This is a genomic window from Deltaproteobacteria bacterium RBG_16_64_85 (genome assembly GCA_001798885.1).
Taxonomy (GTDB): Bacteria; Desulfobacterota; Deferrimicrobia; order Deferrimicrobiales; family Deferrimicrobiaceae; genus FEB-35.
This window is the reverse complement of sequence record MGQW01000011.1, coordinates 1-20,227: the sequence shown is the minus strand read 5'-3', so window position 1 is coordinate 20,227 and position 20,227 is coordinate 1. Positions and strand designations below refer to the sequence as shown.

At 64.8% G+C, this 20,227-nt stretch carries 20 protein-coding genes; 2 read left to right on the top strand and 18 right to left on the bottom strand.

Annotated features, from left to right (window positions below; translation table 11 throughout):
• Nucleotides 1-22: 22 nt before the first annotated feature.
• From A2Z13_09535 to A2Z13_09450, 18 genes are all read right to left on the bottom strand, one after another.
• Nucleotides 23-463: a hypothetical protein gene (locus A2Z13_09535; GenBank protein ID OGP80862.1), complete on the bottom strand. Its 441-nt coding sequence runs from the start codon at nucleotides 461-463 to the stop codon at nucleotides 23-25.
• A gap of 64 nt (nucleotides 464-527) precedes the next feature.
• Nucleotides 528-1,916 (bottom strand): hypothetical protein, encoded by a 1,389-nt coding sequence (locus A2Z13_09530; protein OGP80861.1) that lies wholly within the window; start codon nucleotides 1,914-1,916, stop codon nucleotides 528-530.
• A 4-nt stretch (nucleotides 1,917-1,920) separates the two neighbouring features.
• Nucleotides 1,921-4,344 carry a DNA topoisomerase I gene (locus tag A2Z13_09525; protein OGP80860.1) on the bottom strand — a complete coding sequence of 808 codons (2,424 nt, stop codon included), beginning with the start codon at nucleotides 4,342-4,344 and terminating at the stop codon, nucleotides 1,921-1,923.
• A gap of 33 nt (nucleotides 4,345-4,377) precedes the next feature.
• The gene (locus A2Z13_09520) at nucleotides 4,378-5,439 is read right to left on the bottom strand and encodes a DNA protecting protein DprA (protein OGP80859.1); all 1,062 of its coding nucleotides are present in this window, start codon (nucleotides 5,437-5,439) and stop codon (nucleotides 4,378-4,380) included.
• An 87-nt stretch (nucleotides 5,440-5,526) separates the two neighbouring features.
• The gene (locus A2Z13_09515; GenBank protein ID OGP80858.1) at nucleotides 5,527-6,618 is read right to left on the bottom strand and encodes a hypothetical protein; all 1,092 of its coding nucleotides are present in this window, start codon (nucleotides 6,616-6,618) and stop codon (nucleotides 5,527-5,529) included.
• A gap of 104 nt (nucleotides 6,619-6,722) precedes the next feature.
• Nucleotides 6,723-7,508: a hypothetical protein gene (locus A2Z13_09510; protein ID OGP80857.1), complete on the bottom strand. Its 786-nt coding sequence runs from the start codon at nucleotides 7,506-7,508 to the stop codon at nucleotides 6,723-6,725.
• Nucleotides 7,501-9,438, bottom strand: a complete 1,938-nt coding sequence (locus A2Z13_09505; protein OGP80856.1) for a 1-deoxy-D-xylulose-5-phosphate synthase — start codon at nucleotides 9,436-9,438, stop codon at nucleotides 7,501-7,503. The genes A2Z13_09510 and A2Z13_09505 overlap by 8 nt, the downstream gene beginning before the upstream one ends.
• A 1-nt stretch (nucleotide 9,439) precedes the next feature.
• A complete protein-coding gene (locus A2Z13_09500; GenBank protein OGP80855.1) occupies nucleotides 9,440-10,336 on the bottom strand; it encodes a hypothetical protein in 897 nt (298 codons plus the stop codon).
• Between the two features lies 1 nt (nucleotide 10,337).
• Nucleotides 10,338-10,589, bottom strand: coding sequence for an exodeoxyribonuclease VII small subunit (locus A2Z13_09495; GenBank protein OGP80854.1), 252 nt, complete (start codon nucleotides 10,587-10,589; stop codon nucleotides 10,338-10,340).
• Between the two features lie 123 nt (nucleotides 10,590-10,712).
• On the bottom strand, nucleotides 10,713-11,570 hold the full coding sequence (locus A2Z13_09490; GenBank protein OGP80853.1) for a hypothetical protein: 858 nt from the start codon (nucleotides 11,568-11,570) through the stop codon (nucleotides 10,713-10,715).
• Nucleotides 11,567-12,892 (bottom strand): exodeoxyribonuclease VII large subunit, encoded by a 1,326-nt coding sequence (locus A2Z13_09485; GenBank protein ID OGP80852.1) that lies wholly within the window; start codon nucleotides 12,890-12,892, stop codon nucleotides 11,567-11,569. Before A2Z13_09485 ends, A2Z13_09490 begins: the two co-directional genes overlap by 4 nt.
• A 3-nt stretch (nucleotides 12,893-12,895) precedes the next feature.
• Nucleotides 12,896-13,738, bottom strand: coding sequence for a hypothetical protein (locus tag A2Z13_09480; GenBank protein ID OGP80851.1), 843 nt, complete (start codon nucleotides 13,736-13,738; stop codon nucleotides 12,896-12,898).
• A 78-nt stretch (nucleotides 13,739-13,816) separates the two neighbouring features.
• Entirely contained in the window at nucleotides 13,817-15,208 is a 1,392-nt protein-coding gene (locus A2Z13_09475) for a hypothetical protein (GenBank protein ID OGP80850.1), read from the bottom strand.
• Nucleotides 15,209-15,248: 40 nt separating this feature from the next.
• A complete protein-coding gene (locus A2Z13_09470; protein ID OGP80849.1) occupies nucleotides 15,249-16,418 on the bottom strand; it encodes a hypothetical protein in 1,170 nt (389 codons plus the stop codon).
• Complete coding sequence (locus A2Z13_09465) at nucleotides 16,415-17,302, bottom strand: hypothetical protein (GenBank protein OGP80848.1); 888 nt, start codon at nucleotides 17,300-17,302, stop codon at nucleotides 16,415-16,417. The genes A2Z13_09470 and A2Z13_09465 overlap by 4 nt, the downstream gene beginning before the upstream one ends.
• Entirely contained in the window at nucleotides 17,302-17,985 is a 684-nt protein-coding gene (locus A2Z13_09460) for a hypothetical protein (protein ID OGP80847.1), read from the bottom strand. The genes A2Z13_09465 and A2Z13_09460 overlap by 1 nt, the downstream gene beginning before the upstream one ends.
• Nucleotides 17,978-18,274 (bottom strand): hypothetical protein, encoded by a 297-nt coding sequence (locus A2Z13_09455; protein ID OGP80846.1) that lies wholly within the window; start codon nucleotides 18,272-18,274, stop codon nucleotides 17,978-17,980. The genes A2Z13_09460 and A2Z13_09455 overlap by 8 nt, the downstream gene beginning before the upstream one ends.
• Nucleotides 18,275-18,309: 35 nt before the next feature.
• Nucleotides 18,310-19,104 carry a glutamate racemase gene (locus A2Z13_09450; GenBank protein ID OGP80845.1) on the bottom strand — a complete coding sequence of 265 codons (795 nt, stop codon included), beginning with the start codon at nucleotides 19,102-19,104 and terminating at the stop codon, nucleotides 18,310-18,312.
• Between the two features lie 83 nt (nucleotides 19,105-19,187).
• Here A2Z13_09450 and A2Z13_09445 point away from each other — a divergent pair, with 83 nt between their 5' ends.
• Both A2Z13_09445 and A2Z13_09440 read left to right on the top strand, forming a co-directional pair.
• Nucleotides 19,188-19,472, top strand: coding sequence for a hypothetical protein (locus A2Z13_09445; GenBank protein OGP80844.1), 285 nt, complete (start codon nucleotides 19,188-19,190; stop codon nucleotides 19,470-19,472).
• Nucleotides 19,469-20,227, top strand: a 759-nt coding sequence (locus A2Z13_09440) for a 2-hydroxyglutaryl-CoA dehydratase (GenBank protein ID OGP80843.1), incomplete at its 3' end; no start/stop codon positions are given. The genes A2Z13_09445 and A2Z13_09440, both read left to right, overlap by 4 nt.

Sequence of the window (20,227 nt, the reverse complement as noted above, 5' to 3'; positions counted from 1 at the left end):
AAAAGCAACTCTCGTGCCACACTCACGAAGCGAGGTCGTCGACGTCGTTAACCAGGTTATTCCGTTCGTCGATGTGCCAGACGTCGACCGTTGCGTCGGAATCGATATTGCCCCACCCGTAGGCGGCGAACGCGTTGTCATTTGCGAACGGAACCGCGGCGGCCGGCATCGGATTCGCGGCGACGGACAAGCCTTCGGTCCCCGCCCCCAGCGAGAAGGTATAGTAATAAATCGCGCCAACGGGTTTCCAGCGTATCGAATTGAAATCACTATTGAAAACGTTCCTTTCGCCGCACCATGAGACCTCGGCCTTGAAGATTGCCTCAAGGTTGTATTTCACCTCGGCACGGCGGGTCTTGCCGACGAATTTCAGGTAATTGGGGATCGCGATCGCCGCCAGGAGGGCAACGACGGCCACGACGAGCATCAACTCGATCAGCGTGAACCCACTGTTTTCCTTCATGATTCTACCGACCCTTCGGGATTCCGGCGATTTACGGGGAAAAAGTCTAGCAGAATCCGTGCCTTTACTCGATTCCGTGCTTGTCGAGGCGGTAACGCATGGAACGGAAGGAAATATTCAGGAGTTTTGCGGCCTCGGTCCTGTTCCCCCCGGCGCGCTCAAGCGCTTTCAGGAGGAGCTCTTTTTCCAACCGGTCGACCAGGGCATCCAGGGATGTCCCTTCAACGTCGAAAATTTCCGGGTAGAGGGGGACGATCCCCTCGCGGGAACTGTCAATTTTTGTCACATTTGGGGGGAGGGATGCCACGGATATGACGTCTTTTGTCTCTATAATTGTCGCCCGCTCCATAATGTTTTCCAGCTCCCGCACGTTCCCCGGGTAGTCGTAGGCCAGAAGCGCCCGCATCGCCTCGCCGTCGATCCGCGAGATCGTCTTCTCCATCTGTTTTGCGAATTTTCCGAGGAAGTGCATCGCCAGGGGGAGGATGTCCTCCCTCCGCTCCCGCAGGGGGGGGACGACGATCTGGATGACGTGAAGCCGGAAGTAGAGGTCGTCCCGGAAACGCCCGGCCTTCATCTCCTCCTCGAGATCCCGCTTGGAGGCGCACACGATCCGCACGTCGATGGAGAGGTCCTCGTTTCCGCCGATCCTCCGGAACGACCGCTCCTGGATCGCGCGCAGCAGCTTGCTCTGCATGCTCGACGGGATCTCGCCTACTTCGTCCAGGAACAGCGTCCCCCGGTGAGCGGCCTCGAAAAGCCCCCGCTTCGTCTGGACCGCGCCGGTGAACGCCCCCCGCATGTGCCCGAACAGCTCGCTCTCCATCAGCGTTTCGGGTATCGCCGCGCAGTTGATCGCGACGAACGGGGCGTCCTTCCGTTCGCTCCGGGAGTGCAGCGCGGAGGCGATCAGCTCCTTCCCGGTTCCGCTCTCCCCCAGGATCATCACGTTGGCGTTGGTGGGGGCGACCCGGTCGACCAGCTCGTAGACCTTGAGCATCGCCTCGCTGCGGCCGACGATCCCCTCGAAGGAGGACTTCCCCTGGACCTCCTCTCGAAGGGCCCTTCGCCGCTCCACGGCAACATCCTTGGTGGCCAGCGCTCCCTGGATGAGGTTGCGCAGGTCCTGATTGCCGAACGGCTTGACGATGTAGTTGTAGGCGCCCTGCTTGATGGCTTCGACCGCCCCCTCGATCGTGGCGTAGGCGGTCATCACGATCACTTGCGTGGAAGGTGTCCTCTGGATCGCCGCGCGGATGACCTTGAGGCCGTCGTCCGGCGCAGTCATCCGCATGTCCGTGAGGACGAGATCGAAGACGTTTTCGCCGATGGCCTTCTCGGCATCCGCAAGGGAGGCGGCCACGTCCACCCTGTATCCTTCCTTTTGCAGGAAGATCTTTAAGAATTGCCGGAGGCTCTGCTCGTCATCGACAACGAGGATGCAGGCTTTCAACCGTTTACCCCGCCGCGTTCCATGCGTCCTCCGGCTTCTTCCCCTTGCACCCCTTGCGCGCGCAAACGATTTCGGTCTTTCCTCCCTTTCGCACCTTCTCCGCCATCGCGGTGTAGCCGCACGCCGGGCACGTCTCGGGGAGAAGACGGCTCCACGAGGCGAACCGGCATTCGGGAAAGCGGGAGCAGCTGTAGAAGAATTTCCCCATCCGGGATGTCCGCTCGACGATCTCTCCTTCCCGGCACTCCGGGCACGTCATCCCGATGGCGTACGGCCGGCTGTTCCGGCACTCGGGATACCCCGAGCAGGCGATGTATCGGGCCCCCTTCCATTTCCGGACCACCATCGGCTTCCCGCACTTGTCGCACGCGGCTCCCGCCTCCTCGTCGGGGAGCAGCTCGACCTTCCCCTCCGCGGTCTCCCGGAAGTTGGCGGTGTTGCGGCATTCCGGGTAGTTCCGGCAGGCAAGGAACCTCCCCGCGCGCCCGAACCGGATGACCATCTCCCCGCCGCACGCGGAACAGGCGATTCCCGTGGCGATCAGCTCGTCCTTCACCTTGGGCATCGAGAGCTTGGCGCGCTCGAGTTCCTCCGAAAACGGCTGGTAGAAACCCTCCAGCGCCAGGGAAAACTCGCGCTCGCCTTCCTCGATCTGGTCGAGTTCCTCCTCCATCTGCGCGGTGAATGCCACATCCATGACCTTGGGAAAGCTCTCCTCCAGGAGACCGGTCACGACCCGGCCGAGCTCCGTCGGCTGAAACTTTCCCTCTTCGAGCCGGACATATCCGCGATCCTTGATCGTCTTGACGATCGCCGCGTACGTGGAAGGCCGTCCGATCCCCTGCTCCTCCAGCTCCTTGATCAGCGAGCTCTCCGAGAAGCGCGGGGGGGGCTGGGTGAAGTGCTGGGCCCCGACCAGCTCGTTTTGCTCCAGCCGTTCCCCTTCCGCAAGGAGAGGAAGGAGGTTCCCGTCCTCCTTCGCTTCCGCCGCGTCCCCGTTCTCGCCTCCTTTGTCGCCGGAGGCATCCCTCCCGGTGGACCCGGAACCGTTCTGCCGTGCGTTGCCGTTGCCCCCATCCTGGTACACCTCGAGGTATCCCGGGAATCGGGGCACCGATCCCGTGGCGCGGAACAGGTACCCTTCCGCAGGTCCCCCGGAAGGATCGCAGAGGATATCGATCGTCGTCTGCTCGAATTCCGCCGGCGCCATCTGGGAGGCCACGAAACGGTTCCAGATGAGGGAGTAGAGCCGGTACTGGTCCCGGGACAGGATCGGCTTGAGCTTCCCGGGAGAAAGCTCCACCGATGTGGGCCGGATCGCCTCATGGGCGTCCTGGGAGGTCTTCCGGTTCCGGTAGGCGTTGGGCGCCTCGGGAAGGTAGGCCTCCCCGTGGGTTGCCCGGATATGGGCCCTCACGGCTTCAAGAGCCTCTTCCGCCACGCGCACGGAGTCGGTCCGCATGTACGTGATGAGACCGACGAGGCCGGCCCCCGGTAGGTCGACCCCCTCGTAAAGGGACTGGGCCACCATCATCGTCTTGTACGGGGGCATCCGGAGGGCTCTTGCCGCCTCCTGCTGGAGCTTGGAGGTGGTGAACGGGGCCGGTGCCGACCGGCGCCGCAGTTTTTTCCGGATCTCCCGCACCACGAAGGGTCCGCTTTCCACGGCCTTCCGCAGGACAAGCGTCTCCTGCTCCGTACGGAGCCGCACCTTTTCACCGCCGGCTTCCACCAGTTTCGCAAGGAAGGACGGCAGAACGCTCCCCGTCAGGCGGGCGGATAACGACCAGTACTCCTCCGGGACAAAAGACCCGATTCCCCGCTCCCGGACACACACGATCTTCACGGCCACCGACTGCACCCTTCCCGCCGAAAGGCCGCGCCGGACCTTGGACCACAGAAGCGGGCTCAGCGTGTATCCCACGAGCCGGTCGAGGATGCGCCGGGCCTGCTGGGAATCGAACTTGCTCCTGTCGAGGGGACGGGGATCCGCCATCCCTTGCGTGATCCCTTTCCGGGTGATTTCGTGGAAGAGAACGCGGCGGATTTCCGGATGCGGCTTCGGCTCCGCCTTCGCCTTTACCTTTACCTTCCCCTTTACCTTTCCCTTCTTCTTTTTCCCGTTGTCGGCCTGAATCGCATCGGCAATGTGCCAGGCGATCGCCTCCCCTTCGCGGTCGGGGTCGGGGGCGAGGTATACGGCTTTCGAGGCGCGCGCCGCCTCGACGATCTCCCCGAGCACCTTCTTCCGTTCCTTGATGACGACGTAGGTGGGGGCAAACCCGTTTTCGACGTCCACGCCCAGGCGGCTCTTGGGGAGATCCTTGACGTGCCCCATGGAAGAGAGAACCTGGTACCCCTTCCCGAGAATCTTCTGTATCGTCTTCGCCTTGGCAGGAGACTCGACGACGACTAGCGACTTGACCATCCTTCCTCCGGAACGCAAACGGGGGCCGACCCCCTAGGGTTTGGACATTTTTTTATAATAGTCCCCCGCCCTTCTTTCAAGCAATTTCCTGAACTCCATTTCCAGGAGGGCGGGAAGCAGCTCCTGCGGGGGGATGTCGAGAGCATCCGCAATTTCGCCGACGTGGCGCGGCATCGAGAGGAATTCCAGGATCCGGCGTTCCCTGCTCTCCTCCGGCGTCCTGCGGCAGGTCCACCCCAGGGCGGCGATCACGTCCTCGGCGCCTGTCACCGGTTCCGCGCCTTCCCGGATCAGCCGGTTGCTGCCGGCCGTGTGGGGGAAGAGGGGGTTCCCGGGGACGGCCATTACCTCCCTTCCCTGGTCCAGGGCAAGCCGGGCGGTGATCAGGGCGCCGCTGCGGGAAGGAGCTTCCACGACGACGACGCCCCGCGAGATCCCGCTGATAATGCGGTTCCTCGCTGGAAAATGCCGCGGAAGCGGAAGGCTTCCGGGAGGATATTCGGAAAGAAGCGCCCCCTGCTCGAGGATCCGCCCCCGCAGCCGGCCCGCCTCGGGGGGATACACGACGTCCACGCCGCAACCCAGGACCGCCACCGTTTTTCCACCGCCTCGCATCGCCCCGTCATGGGCTGCCGCGTCGATCCCCCGCGCCATCCCGCTGACCACCGTCCATCCCGCCGCCGCGAGGTCGGACGCAAGCTCGCCGGCAAACTCCTTCCCCGGCGGCGTGGGGGCGCGACTTCCGACGACTGCGACGGAATCTTCCCATGGGACGTAATCTCCCGCCAGGTAGAGCACCAGCGGCGCATCCGGGACGGGGCGCAGCGCCCCCGGGTAGTCTTCGGAACCCAGCGGGAGGATGCGAATGCCCGCCCTCCCGCAGGCCTCCCTGGTGCGGGAAGCCTTTTCCCCGGCCTCCCTGGACGTCAGGACTTCGACGGCTTTCCGGATTATCCCCTGCCGGGTCTCCCCCGGTGCACCCGGAAGGGACGGGGTGCGGTCCGCCAGGCACAGGAGGTGAAGATGACGGGCCGTAAACCTTTCCACCTGGCTGAGCCGCAGCAGGAGATCGATCGGTACGGGTTCGCTCGTCATTCGGACCAGGTCTCGCAATCCTTCCTTCGTGAGACCTGTCCGATCAAAATCCGTGCCGGGGATTTCGGGCTCCCGCTCCTGTTTCCTCTACCTGGGCCCTTCCGCCCCCCGGATGGCGGTCACTCCGGCCGGGAAGGACAGGAAGCTTTTCACGATGTAGGCCGTAGAGAATTCGGGCGACACGCGGACGACGACCGCCTGGCCGACATCGACCCGGATGCCGGGCTCCAATCCGGAAAGCGCGGCCGAATCGCCCCCGCCTTGAATCAGCCGGAAAACGTTGCCCATCGCGATCCCGGCGCCGGATCCCCGGTTCAGGAAGACGAAATTTCCCGTGGCGAGTTCCTTGTTCTCTCCCTGGCCGGAGATGACGGTCGCCTCCAATCCCGCCGCTCCGGGAGAAAGCGGAACCGGGGTGTAGGAAGGGATCTCCTCGAGGATCTGGTCTTCCCTGTTCAGGTCTTCAAAAGATTTTCGGACGACCCCGAAGACCTCGCCAGACTCGCTCCCCTTCACCTGCACGAGTCCCACCAGGTACCTTGCGTATCCGGTAACCGGCCGGCCGGCCGGGGCCGTAATCGGACCGCGGACACGGTATACACCCAGGAGCTGGCCCGCCGGGATCTTCTTGTCCAGTTTGAGATATACCTTGTCCCCCTCCGAGAACGCCACCTTGGGCTCCTCGGCGGCGCGGATGCTGCCGATCCCTTTCGGCCTCTCTTTCAGAAACTCGCCTGCCCGGACCATTTCCGACGGTGGGATGTCGAGCGTCGGCACTTTCGGAACGGCGGGGGGCGTCGACGGTTTCGCAACCTCCGCCTCGGCAGGCGCGGGGGCCTCCGCCGGCGCGGCCGAAATCGCTGTGGGAGGTTCCGCGGCCGGAAGTTCGTATTCCTTCGGGGGAGGCGGGAAAATGACGATCCTGATCCCGGGATAGATATAGTGCGGGTTGGTCAGGAACCGGTTCCGTTCCCAGAGCTCCGGCCACTTCCACGGGGAATCCAGGTGTTTCGCGGAGAGGTCCCAAAGGGTATCCCCCTCCACGACCGAGTGGACCAGGCCCTCGGGGTAGGAAACCGCCCCTTCGGGGGAACTGGCCTGGGCAAATGCCCCTACGGGAAGAGCAAGGTACACGGCAATAATCGTCAAGACCATGAGAACCGCTGCCCGTCCTTTCATGTTGTACACCTCGCATCCACCCCGGCATTGGGGTATTTAATTATATCTAATTTATGCTAAATATCGCACATTATGAAGAAAACTACTATTCATATTAGGGAAAGTCAAGGCCATTCCGCGCGACTGGACCCCCCTTCCCATCGAAGATGCAGGAATACCTCCCGGTTTCCGCCGGGGCCCCTCACGCGGCTGTCCGACTGACCCAGAATGGAAAATCCCAGCCCCGCTGCGATATCGGCCACCGCCCGGACTGCCTCCCGCCGTTTCGCCTCGTCCCGGACAACGCCTCCCTTGCCGACCCACGCTTTCCCCACCTCGAACTGCGGCTTGACGAGCGCGAGCACATCCCCGCGAGTCTGCAAGAACCGGCGGAGCGGCGGCAGGATGTGGCGGAGCGAGATAAAGGAAACATCGACGGTGGCCAGCGCCACCTTTTCCGGAAGCAGCTCCACGGGGGCGTAACGGAAATTCACCTTCTCGAGGACAACGACCCGCGGGTCCCTCCGGAGGCGGTCGTCGATCAGCTTCTCTCCCACATCGACGGCGTAGACCCGCGCTGCACCCTTTCGGAGCAGGCAGTCGGTGAATCCCCCCGTCGACGCGCCGACGTCCAGCGCGGCTTTCCCCTCGCAGGAAAGCCCGAAATCTTCCAGCGCTCCCTCGAGCTTGATGCCGCCGCGGGACACGAAGGGACGAGGGGCGGGCGAGAGAGCGACCGACTGGTCTTCCCGGACCTGCGCGCCGCACTTGGTGACGATGGTGCCGCCGAGCAGGACGCGCCCGGAGAGGATCAGCCCCTGGGCCTTCGCACGCGTTTCCGCCAGCCCCCGGGCGACCACCGCGGCGTCCAAGCGGCTGCGCGGAACCTTTTTCGGGGAGGGATCAGACAATCCTTTCGAGCCTGGACCGGATGCCGTTGAATAACGACGGGAGGAAGGTCCTGGCATGGCCGAACATCCGCAGCGTCTCGGCGACGATCGCGTCGGCGCTCAAGCCGTGCGTTTCCCGGAGCTCTTCCTGGGAGCCGTGCTCCACGAACGCGTCCCGGACGCCCAGACGGCGGAAATGATGGGGATGCTCGCCGTGCTCCTCGAACAACTCGAGCACCGCGCTCCCGAATCCCCCCGCCAGCACGTTCTCCTCGACCGTAATGACCCGGCCGATCCGGCGCGCCAGGGGGAGAATGAGTTCGGCGTCTAGGGGCTTCACGAATCTCGCGTTGACGACGGCGGCGGAGATTCCCCTCTTCCGGAGCTCCTCCGCGGCACGGAGCGAAGGGGCCACCGAAGCGCCGACCGCGAGGATCAGCAGGTCCTTCCCATCGAGAAGAAGTTCTCCTCTTCCCCATTCCAGGGGCTCCGCCGATCCTTGCTTCCCCGCGCCCGTCCCGCTTCCCCTGGGGTACCGGATCGCGGCGGGCCGCCCCGCGGCGACGGCTGCCCGGAGCATCGCGGGAAGCTCGGCTTCGTTCGCCGGAGCCATCACCGACAGGTTCGGGATGTGCCGCAGGAACGAAAGATCGAACAGCCCCTGGTGGGTCGCCCCGTCGGCGCCCACGATCCCCCCCCGGTCCACTGCAAAGACGACGGGCAGGTTCTGAAGGCAGACGTCATGGATGATCTGGTCGTAGGCGCGCTGGAGAAACGTGGAATAGATGGTGACCACCGGGATCTTCCCCTCCCGGGCCAGACCCGCGGCGAACGTAACGGCGTGAGCCTCGGCGATCCCCACGTCGAAAAACCGGTCCGGGAAGACGTCCCGGAACTTCGAGAGTCCGGTGCCGCTGCACATCGCCGCCGTGATCGCCACCACCTTGGGGTTCTCCCGGCCGATCTCCACGATCGCGTCGGCGAACACGTCGGTATAGGTGGGGGGGGATCCGCCCCCCTTTCCCTTCCCCGTCACCGGGTCGAAGGCTCCCACCCCGTGGAAGTCTTCCGGGTTGGCCTCGGCGGGCGGGTACCCCTTCCCCTTCGCGGTGACCACGTGGATCAGCAGGGGCCCATCCAGGTTGGACAGGTTCTGGAAGGTGGCGAGGAGATCCTCGATGTGGTGGCCGGAGATGGGGCCGACGTACGTGAAGCCGAGCTCCTCGAAGAGCAGCCCGGGGACGATGAACCCCTTGGTGAGCTCCTCCGCCTTCTTGCCGATCCGGGCCATGAAATCGCCCCTCGGCATCGACCTGAGGAGGTTCTCGACGCGTTTCCGGAAGGACGTGTAGAACTTTCCTGTCATGATCCGGTTCAGGTATCCGGAGAGCGCGCCGACGTTCTGCGAAATGGACCACTCGTTGTCGTTCAGGATCACGATCAGGTCACGCTTCTGGTGGCCCGCCTGGTTCAGCCCCTCGAGGGCCAGCCCCGAGGAGAGCGAGCCGTCCCCGATCACCGCGATGACCTTGTGGCTCTCCTTCCGCATGTCGCGGGCCACCGCCATCCCCAGGGCGGCGGAGATCGAGGTTCCGGAGTGGCCGGTCCCGAAGGCGTCGTACGGACTCTCCGAGATGCGCGGAAATCCCGAGATCCCTCCGAAGGTGCGCAGGGTGGGAAAGAGCTCCTGCCTCCCGGTGAGGATCTTGTGGGCATAGGCCTGGTGCCCGACGTCCCACACGATCCGGTCCCTGGGGCAGGAGAAAACGTAGTGCAGCGCGATCGTCAGTTCCACGACGCCCAGGCTGGAGGCCAGGTGCCCGCCGGTCCTGGAGACGCCCTGCACGATCCGCTCGCGCAACTCCGCTGCGACCTGCGGGAGTCTCTCCCGTTGAATCTTTTTCAGGTCTTCCGGGGAGCGGATGCCGGGAAGCAGAGGAGTGGACTGCACGCTACGATCTCCTCGCGGCAACCAGGTGGACGATGCCCCGCAAACCTTCCGCTTCCTTCCCGAAAGAGGAAACGGCCGACAGGGCCTCGCGGTTCAACGCCTCCGCGCGGGCGACCGCCGCCTCCATGCCGAACGCGCCGGGATAGGTCAGCTTGCCGCGCACCCTGTCCTTCACCACATTTTTCCCCATCTCCTCGAAGCTGCCGGTTTCATCCAGGATGTCGTCCGTCGCCTGGAACAGGAGGCCCAGCGCACGGCCGTACCGCGCAAGGTCCTCCACCTGCGCGCCGGTTCCGAAGCCGAGGATGCCCCCCATGCGGGCGGCGGCGGACAGGAGCGCCGACGTCTTCCGGAGGTCGATCTCCTCTTTTTCGGTTCTCCCTCCCCGCAATCCTTCCGCGGAAAGGTCCAACTGCTGACCGCCAACCATCCCCTCCGCCCCCGCGGCGCGGGCCAGGACGGCCACCGCGGCAAGCGCGCGCCGGGGGTCCTTCATCGCCAACGGCGACTCGCCCATCACCCGGAACGCCTCCGTGAGGAGCGCATCTCCGGCCAGGATGGCCGTGGCCTCGCCGAACACCTTGTGATTGGAGGGCCTCCCCCTGCGGTAATCGTCGTCGTCCATCGCGGGCAGGTCGTCGTGAATCAGGGAATACGTGTGGACATATTCCACCGCGCAGGCAAACGGGAGAAGCTCCTCCTCGTCCCCGCCGACGGCGCCTCCCGCGGAGAGCAGCACCACCGGCCGGATCCGCTTTCCGCCGGCGGTCAACGAATACTCCATCGCTTCGCGGAGCCTCCCGGGTATCCTGCACACGTCCCTGTCCAGGAACCGGAGGAGATGGTCCTCCACCGTCTCCCGGCGGCGGTCGATCTCTTCCGAAGCGGGAGAGGCCACTTCACTCCTCTTTGCCGAGAACGGCTTCTTCGTCCTCGGTCTCCTGCGTCACGCCTCCCGGCTTCCGAAGGAGAACTTCGATTTTCCTGTCGGCTTCGTCCAGCCGCTTCTGGCAGATGGCCGACAACCGCATCCCCTCCTCGAACAGGCGGATGGACTCCTCCAGCTTCGTCTCGCCGGATTCCAGCTTCGCCACGATGGATTCGAGTGCTTTCAGCGCTTCCTCAAAGGAAGGCTCTTTCCCCTTTGCCAACCCCTCCCCCGATCCCTGCAGGAACGTTCGGCGAGAGATTCGGGCCTTCCGGGAAATATTGCCGGAGCCGTCCTCTGCAAGCCGAGGTTTCCATAATTATATATCTCCCCTGCACAGCGAGGGTCAATGAAATGACGGCCCGAAGAGCAGGGAGGGATCGACCCGGCCGCCGGCTGCACGAATGCCGAAGTGGAGGTGCGGACCCGTGGCGCGCCCGCTCGAGCCCACCGCGCCGATCCTCTCCCCTTTCCCCACGCTCTGTCCCTCCGATACCACGGTTTCCTGGAGGTGGTAATAGATGCTGAACAGGCCGCCCCCGTGGTCCAGCACAACGGACCGTCCCCCGAAAAACTGCTCGCCGGAGAACGCCACGGCGCCCGCCGCGATCGCCCTCACGGGCGTCCCCGCCGGAAGGTGGAGGTCCACCCCCGCGTGGGGGCTGCGGGGTTCTCGATTGATCACCCTGCGGGCGCCGAAACCAGCGGGCCGGTAATCCTCGACCGGCGGGAGGAAAGGAAGATCCCAGGCGGGCGCGGAGACGGCGGCAAGCCGAACCTCCAGCTCTTGCGCCTCCCTGCGGATCCGCTCGAGGGTACCGGCGTCGAACTCCGCCATTTTTTTCGGCAGGGAAAGCACCTGGACGGGAAACGCCCTCTCCCTGACCGCGAGCTCCAGGTCAAGGCGCGCGGTGGTACCGTCCCGGTCCGCCACGACCGAAAGCGGGGCCTTTCCGGGGGGCTCCATCAGGTCGATCCCGATCAACGCAAGGAACCGGCCGTTCCCGGCTTTCATCAAGGGAAACGTACGCCCCTTCCAGACCATCGCGAGGTTGTCGGGAGGGGGAGCGACGGAAACCTCCACGAGAACCGGGTCTCCCTGATCGGGGAAGCGGCTGGAAACCGAAACGGAGATCGTCTCCCCCCTCGCGAAAAAGAGCGGAACCAGGAGGAGGCCCCACGCCATGGACACGGCTTTTCTCAACCTTGCTCCCCTTCCACGACCGCGCCGAACACCCCGTCGGACACGCGGACATCGAGGACCGCGCCGGGCGTGGCTTCCGACACGGTCCGCACGGCGCGTCCGGAGGATCGTACCGTCGCAATGGCGTATCCCCTCGACAGGACGGCCGTCGGGTCGAGGGCCGCAAGCTTCCCGCCGCAGATCTCGAGTCTCCCCCGACACCCCGCACGCCCTGCGTCCATCCGCCGTACCGCGCGCTCCAGGAGAACCGCGATCTCCCCTCGCTTCCGGGAAACCCACGCTCCGGGCGCGCCGAGGCGGAGAGCCGTCGTGAGGTCCGACACCCGTTCCCGGGATCGCCGGGAGATCTCCTGCATCCTCTCCGCCAGGGCGTCCGTCGACTTCGCCAGGGCATACCGGCGGGCCTGGAGGAGGGGCCTGGGATCGACGAGCGCGCCGGCGAGGATCCGGAATTCCCTTCGGAGCGTTTCCCGGTGGTGCCGCTCCGCCCGCCGCGCCCGCAGGACAAGCCCGGAGATGCGCTCGACCACCTCCGCGCGATCCGGAACAGCCATCTGCGCAGCCGCGGTCGGCGTAGGGGCACGGTGGTCCGCCGCGAGGTCGGAAAGGGTAAAGTCGGTCTCGTGCCCCACCGCGCTGATCGTCGGGACGGACGAGGAAGCGATCGCCCGCACCACCACCTCCTCGTTGAACGCCCAGAGATCCTCCACCGAGCCCCCCCCGCGGCCCACGATGATCAGGTCGACCTTGCCCTGCGAAACCATTGCGGAGAGCGCCGCCGCGATGTCCTCCGCGGCACTCTCCCCCTGTACCTGCGCGGGAGCCAGCGTGATGCCGATGGCCGGCCACCGGTTCCGCGCGACCCGGATCATGTCCCGGAGGGCCGCGCCCTGCCGGGAGGTGACGATGCCGATCCGCTCCGGGAAGGGGGGAAGCGGCCGCTTCCTCTCCGGATCGAAAAGACCTTCCGCGGCAAGCCGCACTTTTCGCTTTTCCAGTTCCAGAAGGAGACTGCCCAGGCCGCGAACCTCCACCGACTGGGCGTAGATCTGGTACTCCCCCTTCTTCTCGTACACGCCAAGGGATCCCGAGACGATGACCGTCTGCCCGTCCCGGATCTCCCCGATGATGAACCGCTCCCTCCCGCGGAACAGCACCACCCTGACCTGGGCTCCTTCATCCTTGAGCGTGAAGTACCGGTGTCCGGAGGGATAAAGCTTGTAGTTGGAAATCTCCCCCTCCACGCGAACGGAGCGGAAGGCTCCTTCCAGGGACGCCTTGATGCGCGCAGTCAGTTCGGTTACGGTCAGAACCCCGCCCATCCCTTATCCTTGTGTCCCTTTTCCCCGGAGAAGCTCCTCCAGGGTCACCGCCTGGACTTTCTCGTCCCCGAGTCCGGGAAGTAACTCCATCACCATCCGCAGGGCCTCCATTCTCCCGTGGCAGATCAGGACCGCCGCTCCTTTCTCCCTGGCGATCGACAACACCCGATCCCACTGGCGCCGCATCTCCTCGGAATTCATGTCGGCGTCGAGGAAGACGTCCCTCCTGGCAGCAGGGATGCCGGCCCGCTGCGCGGCCTCCAGCGCGACGGACTTCGACGTCGTCACGCTGTCCAGAAGAAAGAACCCCTTTTTCCCGAGGGCGGAGGTGTACGTCGCCATCGCCTCCGGGTCGGCGGTCACGGCGGAGCCCATGTGGTTGCTGGCCCCAGACGCCTGGGGAAGGTCCTCGGTCATGCGGGCCAGGAGGGATTCCATCTCATCGGCCGTCATCCCCCGGCGGATCCGGAAACGCTCCGTGCGGTCGGAGGTCGCAGTTTCCGGCTCCATGGGGACGTGCAGAATCACCCCCCATCCCCGTGCCCGGGCCGACTCCGCGATCTTGCGGGAGGAGGGGCCGAAGGGAAGTACGGCCACGGTGATCCTCACGGGGAACTTCAGCCATTCGGCATCCCGGGACGGATCGTAGCCGAGGCCGTCCACGACGATGGCCAGACGGGGGAGAGGCGGAGATGGAGGAGGAGGGAGTGCCTGTGCCGGCCGGGCCGACGGCGCCTGCGCTACGGGCGACGAGGCAAGGGGCGAGGGGGCCTTCCCCTGGCCCGACAGGAGGAACGCTACGCCCACGACCAGAAGGCCGGCGAGGAACGCTCCGAACATCAGCATTCCCAGCTGCCGCGAACGTCCGCGGCCCTCGCGCCCCCCGGTTGACTCTCGTCTCATCCTTCCCTAACGGGGAAACCCCTAGGAAGTCTTGCCCTTGTCGATGAACCGCAATTTGAAGATCTCCCACCCCTTCAGGAGTTCCACCGCCCGCTCGAGCTGGGGATCTTTCCCCTCCTCTTTCCGCCCCTCTTCCAGGGAGGCCGAATCCTTCTTCCCGTTCCTCTTTCCCGAGGGTTCCTCCTTCTTCTCCTTCGAAGAGGGCGGCATCGCCTTCCCCGGAGCGGGAGATTCCTTCCCTTCTCCTTCTCCCTTCAAGTGCCGCTCGATGTCTTTCTCCCGGAGCGGTACCGGGTGTCCCTCGGGGCTTTCCTTGCCGTCGCTGACGATGAGGTCCGGCTCGATCCCCTTCGCCTGGATGGACCTCCCGTTCGGAGTGAAATAGCGAGCCGTGGTCAGCCGGATCGCCGACCCGTCCTCCATCGGGATGATCGTCTGAACGGAGCCCTTGCCGAACGTCTGCGCCCCCAGCAGGATCGCCCGTCCATGGTCCTGAAGCGCTCCCGCGACAATCTCCGACGCGGAGGCGGAGCCGGCATTCACCAGCACCACCATCGGGAACCCCAAGTAGGTTCCTTCCTTCCGTGCGAAGTACTTGAACTTCTGGTTTTCAATCCGGCCGTCCGTGTAGACGACGAGACCCGAATCGATGAACTTGTCGGACACCTTCACCGCCTGGTCGAGGAGCCCTCCCGGATTGTTCCGAAGGTCCAGCACCAGCCCTTTCAGGCCGCCCTTCTCCTTGGTCAGGACCTGGAGAGCCTTCTCCAGTTCGCTGTCGGTGTCCTGCTGGAACTGGGTCAGCTTGACATACCCGATTCCTTCGCCCATGGGCTTCGACTTGACGCTCCGGATCTTGATGATGTCCCGGGTGATGGTATAGGCCCGGGGCTCGGACAGCCCTTCCCGCGCGATCCAGATCGTCACTTTCGTTCCCGGCTCGCCGCGCAGGCGTTTCACCGCGTCCATGACGTTCATATCCCGCGTCGGCTCGTTCTCGATCCGGACGATCTTGTCTCCCGCCTGGAGCCCGGCGCGGTATGCAGGGGTGTCTTCGATCGGAGCGATGATCGTCAGGACGCTGTCCTTGACCCCGATCTCGATCCCCAGTCCCCCGAAGCTGCCTTTGGTCTCGACTTCCACCTGCTTCAGCATGTCCTGCGTGAGATAGGAGCTGTGCGGGTCCAGCGTCTGGAGCATTCCCCGGATCGCCCCGTTGACCAGCTCATCGACGTTGGGTTCTTCCACATAGCTTGCCTGGACCGTGGAGAGGACGTCGCCGAACGCCTTCAGCTTGCCGAATGCGACGTTGGCCTGGGCAGCGTGCCGGGAGGCGGTGATGTCTCCGGAGAGGAACCCCATGAAGAAGATAACGACGACCATCGCGGGGCCCAACCATTTTTTGCCTTTCATGGGACGCCTCCTCGGGCGATTCTGATCCATGCGTGATGCGTCAACGGGAAAGCGGGATCACCGTCGTCGGATCCAAGGCAGTCCCCGCGGCCCTGAGCTCCAAGTATAGCACCGATTTTCCTTCCGGGTTCACGGGCAGCTTTCCGACGGCCTCCCCGGCGGCGACCGCCTGTCCCTGCTTCACGGAAAAGGTATCGGCCTTCCCGTAAACCGAGAAAAGCCCGCTCCCGTGCTGAAGGATGAGCACCTTGCCGAAACCCGATACGCTTCCCACAAAAACCACCTCCCCGCCGCCCATTGCGTGGATGACCGCACCGGAGGCAGCTTCGATCTCCACTCCCCGGTTCTCCACGTCCACGTCGAAAACGGGGTCCCGCTGCTTCCCGAATCGCCCTACCACCTTCCCCGCCAGCGGAAGGACCAGCCCTCCGGGAACGCCGGAAAACTGCCTGGGACCCTGCTTCCGCGGTTCCCTCTGCCGCACCTGCCGCTCGATCCTCGAAACCAACGCTTCCATCCTTGCGATGCGCGCGCGAAGGGTCCGAAGCTCCCTGGCCTTCTCCTTTTTCTTCTTCTCGATCTCCGCCAGCCTCTGGCGCTCGGCCTCCTGCTGGGAGGCCAGCTTCTCCCCCACCTTCCTCTGCGTCGCCATCCGCCGCTCCGAGTCCTCGAGCCTGCGTTCGATGCCGGAAAGGATCCTCTCCTTTTCCGCCTGGTCGGCCGTCAGGCGGCCGTAACGGGAGAGCTCCTCAACCAAGATCCGGCGGGCGAAGTAGCGCTGGCGCTCCCCGTCGGAGGGTTCCAACAGCGCACCGGGTCTTCCCCGCTCGAATGCAAAAACCTCCGCCGTCGCCGCCGACAGGCCGCGCTGCGACTTGCCCCGTTCCTCCTCGAGCGAGCGGACCTCCCGCTCCGCCTGGCCCATCTGTCCGCCAAGCTCCGAAAGCCTCCGATCGATTCGGGCAATCAACCGCCGCTGCTTCGCCAGGCGCGTCTGGAGGTCGTCCACCCGGCTTCGGGTCATTTTCTCCCGCCGGAGGGTTTCCGCGAGCTCCGCCGCCGCCCTCTCGGCTCCCTTCTTCATCTCCGTCAACCGCGCCTTTTCCTGCCGGAGCTTATCCAGGGAATCCGCGGCGGGGGCGAAGGAGGCGAGAGCCAACCCCGTCGCGAGGCAGGCCGCGATCCACGCAAGTCGTCCGGGAAACATCATTCCGGGCGGGACTGCGCCGCGCGCCACCCCAGCGAGGATGCCGCGCCGGAAACAAGCGCAGATGCGAAAAGAAACAGCAAGGCGGGGATGAGGATGGGCAGTGTCGGGATTTCCCGCGCGGGACCGATCACACGGCCGAGAAGGGGCAGGCGGGTTTCCAGAATGAAGAGCAGGAAAGCCGCGGTTCCCGTGGCCGCCAGAGAGAGGAGGAGGCCGGTCAGCAGGGATCCCGAAGCCCGGGAGACGATGATGCTTCGAACCGAAACCCCTCTCTCTCTCAGGAAATTGAAATCCGCCGCCAGAAAGGAGGATCGCGCCTTTTCCTGCAGGAGGAAAACCAGGAAGGACACCGTGCAAAGGAGGGCGAACCCCGCCCAGAGGAAGGCGTTCACCCACTCCCTGACCCGGAGCAGGCGGGGCAGGACTTCCCCCCCGGACAGGATCCTTTCCACCTGGGGGAGGGGGCGGAGGCCGGCCTCCACCGCCTGGATGTCCGCTTCCGTGAAACGGCGGGGACGCATCCGGATTTCGACATAGCCGGAAAGCGGATTCCCTCCCGCTCCCCGGAGGGTCGAAAGCCCCGGATACGCCGCAAGAAACTCCTTCCAGGACTCCTCCGCGTCCTTGTAGACCGCCGAGCGCACGGCCGGAAGTCCCGCGGCCTTCCCCGCGATCCCCTGTCCTTCCGCCGGCGAGACCGACAGGCGCAGGATCGCGGTGACGGCCCACTGCTCGGAGAGAAACCGGTTCATTCCTCCGGAGAGCAGCATCGACAAGAGGAACGAACCGAGCAGAAAGAGAAGGCAGAACCGCCCCGCGGTCTCCCGCAACATCGCTTTTGGCGCGAGCTTCCAGTCGATCCACCGGAGGGAGGAGCCGGTCATCACGGGACTTCCCCCTTTGCTGTGTACCGGAACAGGCGAAACGGTCCCTTGACGATCCCTTCCCTGCTTTCCATGGCCTTCCACTTCTCGGGAATCGTCCTCTCCGCAAGGAGGACCGTCTTCCCTTCTCTCGCCAGCCCCCGGAACAGCCCCCCCAGCATCTCCATCCATTCCCTTCCTGCGTTGTGGAGCAGCATGTCCGCAAAGAGAACCTTCGGGCCGCGGAACAGCTCCACGGCCAGCGAGACCCGTGCCCTTTCGGAGACCGACAGAGACGAAAACCCCGCGTCCTGCGCGCCGTGCAGGCCCAGCAACGAGAGCAGCTCTTCCTCCCGCTCCTTTCGTTCCCTCGCGGAGATCCCCGCCCCTGCCACGGAGGAAATCCGGAACAGATCACCGATCGCGCGCCCTCCGCAGGCAGGAAACGATTCGGGGATCACGCCCGACGTGGCCTGGAAGGCCCTGACGGCCCCCGGGTTCCCTCGGTAGAGCGATTCCCCCCCGACCACGACATCGCCGGCGTCCGGCCGGCGATCCCCCCGCAGGATCCGCAGAAGGAGGGTTTTCCCGCTCGCGGGCGGGCCGGTGACGACGCAAACCTCGCCATCGCCTACGGCCAGGTCCAGCCCGTCCCAGAGCGTCCCGTTGCGCGAAACCGCCCCGACGCGAAACGCCTCAATCATCTTCCGACGACGTCTCCGTCTGCGCGTCGAACGCTCCCGAAAAGAGCTTGCGGATCTCCTCGAGGTGCTGCGCTTTCATTCGGTCGCGGAGGGCATCCTGCCAGTTCGGTTTCAACAGAAGGTCGCCATAGGGCTGGCGGACGGTGTCGAGGATCACCCCGCCCAGAAACGCGTGGGTGATGATCTGCGGGTTGTCCTTCCCCCCGTCCTCGGTCTGGATGTGATAGATTTTCCCCTTGTGTTTGAGGTTGTGATTGAACCCGGACAGCATCCGGACCCGCGTCGTCATGGTCGGTTCCCCTTAGCCCTTCTCCCGATATTGTCTCACAGGGCCACCCCTTCCACGCTCGTAAGTGCACGGCCGAAGAACGCTTCCCCCACGCGCGCGAAGCGCTCGGGATCGTCGGTGACCAGGAAGCGCACTTCCGCTTCGCCCCTTTCCCGCTTCATTCCGCTCTCGGAGACCAGCGTGTCGACGACCCGCGCCGCTTCCTCCCCGGAGTCGACGAGGACCGTGCCGCCTCCCAGGATCTCCCGGATGGGTTTCTTCAGAACCGGATAATGCGTGCATCCGAGGATCATGGCGTCCGGCGGGGCCTCCCGAAACGGCGCCAGGTACTCGGCAATCACGGCGCGGGTGACCGGCTTCTCCATCCACCCTTCCTCCGCCAGCGAGACGAGCAGCGGGCACGGCTGGCAAAAAACACGCGCCGCAGGCAGCGCCGCGCGCAGCGCCTGCTCGTAGGCCCCCGACCGTATCGTCCCCGACGTCCCGATCACCCCGATCGCGTCCCGCCTCGGAAGGGAGGCGACGCGCCGCACGCAAGGGTCGACCATTCCCACGACCGGGATCCTGTAGATTTTCCGGAGCGCCGGGAGAGCCAGCGAGGACGCCGTGTTGCAAGCCACGACCAGCATCTTGATGTCGTGCCGCGCGATGAGGTAATTGGCGATTTCGATGGAGTAGCGGGTGACGGTCTCCCTCGACTTGGTGCCGTACGGCACCCGGGCGGTGTCCCCGAGATAGAAGAATCTTTCCCCGGGAAGCGTCCGCGTGAGCTCCCTCAATACGGTCAGTCCGCCGACACCCGAATCAAACACTCCGATGGGCTGATCCACGCATTCTCCTAACGCTTTGATTTTCCTAACTTATGACGCTATGGTATTCTTGTCAATAAAAGCACCCCGAAAAAGGAGCCCCGATGAAGGAAATCATCGACTTCCTGACGAGCGCGAGAATCATGGAACTGGCCACCGATCCCCGGGTGCTCTTCGTAACCGCGGTGGTTTTCGTCATCGCGGTCCTGCTGCGCTGGAAATTCGTCCTCCTGTTCCTCTTCGGCCTGGGGGCGATCCTTGTGGTCGTGCGCTACACGAATCCGGGCGCGGGAGGAGGCCCCGGCGACCAGCAAATGTTGGTTTTCATCGGCGGGGTCCTGGCGGTCGCCGTCGTCCTGATCTATTTCCTCTTCATCAAGGGGGATTGACTCTGCGCGTCGGGTTCACCACCACCATCCCGGTGGAGATCCTGTTCGCCGGGGGCCACATCCCCATCGACCTCAACAACCGCTTCATCACCGCCCCCAAACCGGAGGAGTACATCCGCGCCGCGGAATCCGACGGATTCCCCCGGAACAGCTGCAGCTGGATCAAGGGAATCTACGGGATCGTGCGGAAGCACCGGCACAAGGACGTCATCGCGGTCACGCAGGGGGACTGCAGCTTCACTCAGGCGCTGATGGAGGTCCTCTCTTACCGGGGCGTGCGCGTCACCCCCTTCGCTTTCCCGTTCGACCGCGATTCCGAGTTCCTCTCCCGGGAACTGCACAAGATGGCCGGGCGGTTCGGCACGACCATCGGCGCCGCCGAACAATGGAAAAAGAAGCTGGACGGCATCCGCAGGCTCGCTTTCGAAATCGACCGGCTCACCTGGGAGGAGGGAAAGGTGACGGGGGAGGAGAACCACCTGTGGCTGGTCAACTGTTCCGATTTCGAGGGAGACCCGGGCCGGTACGAGAGGCGCGTCCGGGCGTTTCTCCATAAAGCGAAGTCCCGCCCTTCGCGGAAAGATCTGCTGCCGCTTGCCTTCGTGGGTGTGCCCCCGATCGTGACCGGCCTCCATGCATTCTTCGAAAAGGCGGGGGCAAGGGTCGTCTTCAACGAGGTGCAGCGCCAATTCGCGATGCCGGGGCCGGCGGAGAACCTCACCGAGCAGTACCTCCGGTACACCTATCCCTACTCC

Coding starts and splice junctions, on each gene's coding strand:
- A2Z13_09535 (OGP80862.1), bottom strand. CDS start 463: ATGAAGGAAAACAGTGGGTTCACGCTGATCGAGTTGATGCTCGTCGTG.
- A2Z13_09465 (OGP80848.1), bottom strand. CDS start 17,302: ATGACCGGCTCCTCCCTCCGGTGGATCGACTGGAAGCTCGCGCCAAAA.
- A2Z13_09480 (OGP80851.1), bottom strand. CDS start 13,738: ATGCTGATGTTCGGAGCGTTCCTCGCCGGCCTTCTGGTCGTGGGCGTA.
- A2Z13_09520 (OGP80859.1), bottom strand. CDS start 5,439: ATGACGAGCGAACCCGTACCGATCGATCTCCTGCTGCGGCTCAGCCAG.
- A2Z13_09475 (OGP80850.1), bottom strand. CDS start 15,208: ATGAAAGGCAAAAAATGGTTGGGCCCCGCGATGGTCGTCGTTATCTTC.
- A2Z13_09470 (OGP80849.1), bottom strand. CDS start 16,418: ATGATGTTTCCCGGACGACTTGCGTGGATCGCGGCCTGCCTCGCGACG.
- A2Z13_09445 (OGP80844.1), top strand. CDS start 19,188: ATGAAGGAAATCATCGACTTCCTGACGAGCGCGAGAATCATGGAACTG.
- A2Z13_09515 (OGP80858.1), bottom strand. CDS start 6,618: ATGAAAGGACGGGCAGCGGTTCTCATGGTCTTGACGATTATTGCCGTG.
- A2Z13_09460 (OGP80847.1), bottom strand. CDS start 17,985: ATGATTGAGGCGTTTCGCGTCGGGGCGGTTTCGCGCAACGGGACGCTC.
- A2Z13_09525 (OGP80860.1), bottom strand. CDS start 4,344: ATGGTCAAGTCGCTAGTCGTCGTCGAGTCTCCTGCCAAGGCGAAGACG.
- A2Z13_09455 (OGP80846.1), bottom strand. CDS start 18,274: ATGACGACGCGGGTCCGGATGCTGTCCGGGTTCAATCACAACCTCAAA.
- A2Z13_09485 (OGP80852.1), bottom strand. CDS start 12,892: ATGGGCGGGGTTCTGACCGTAACCGAACTGACTGCGCGCATCAAGGCG.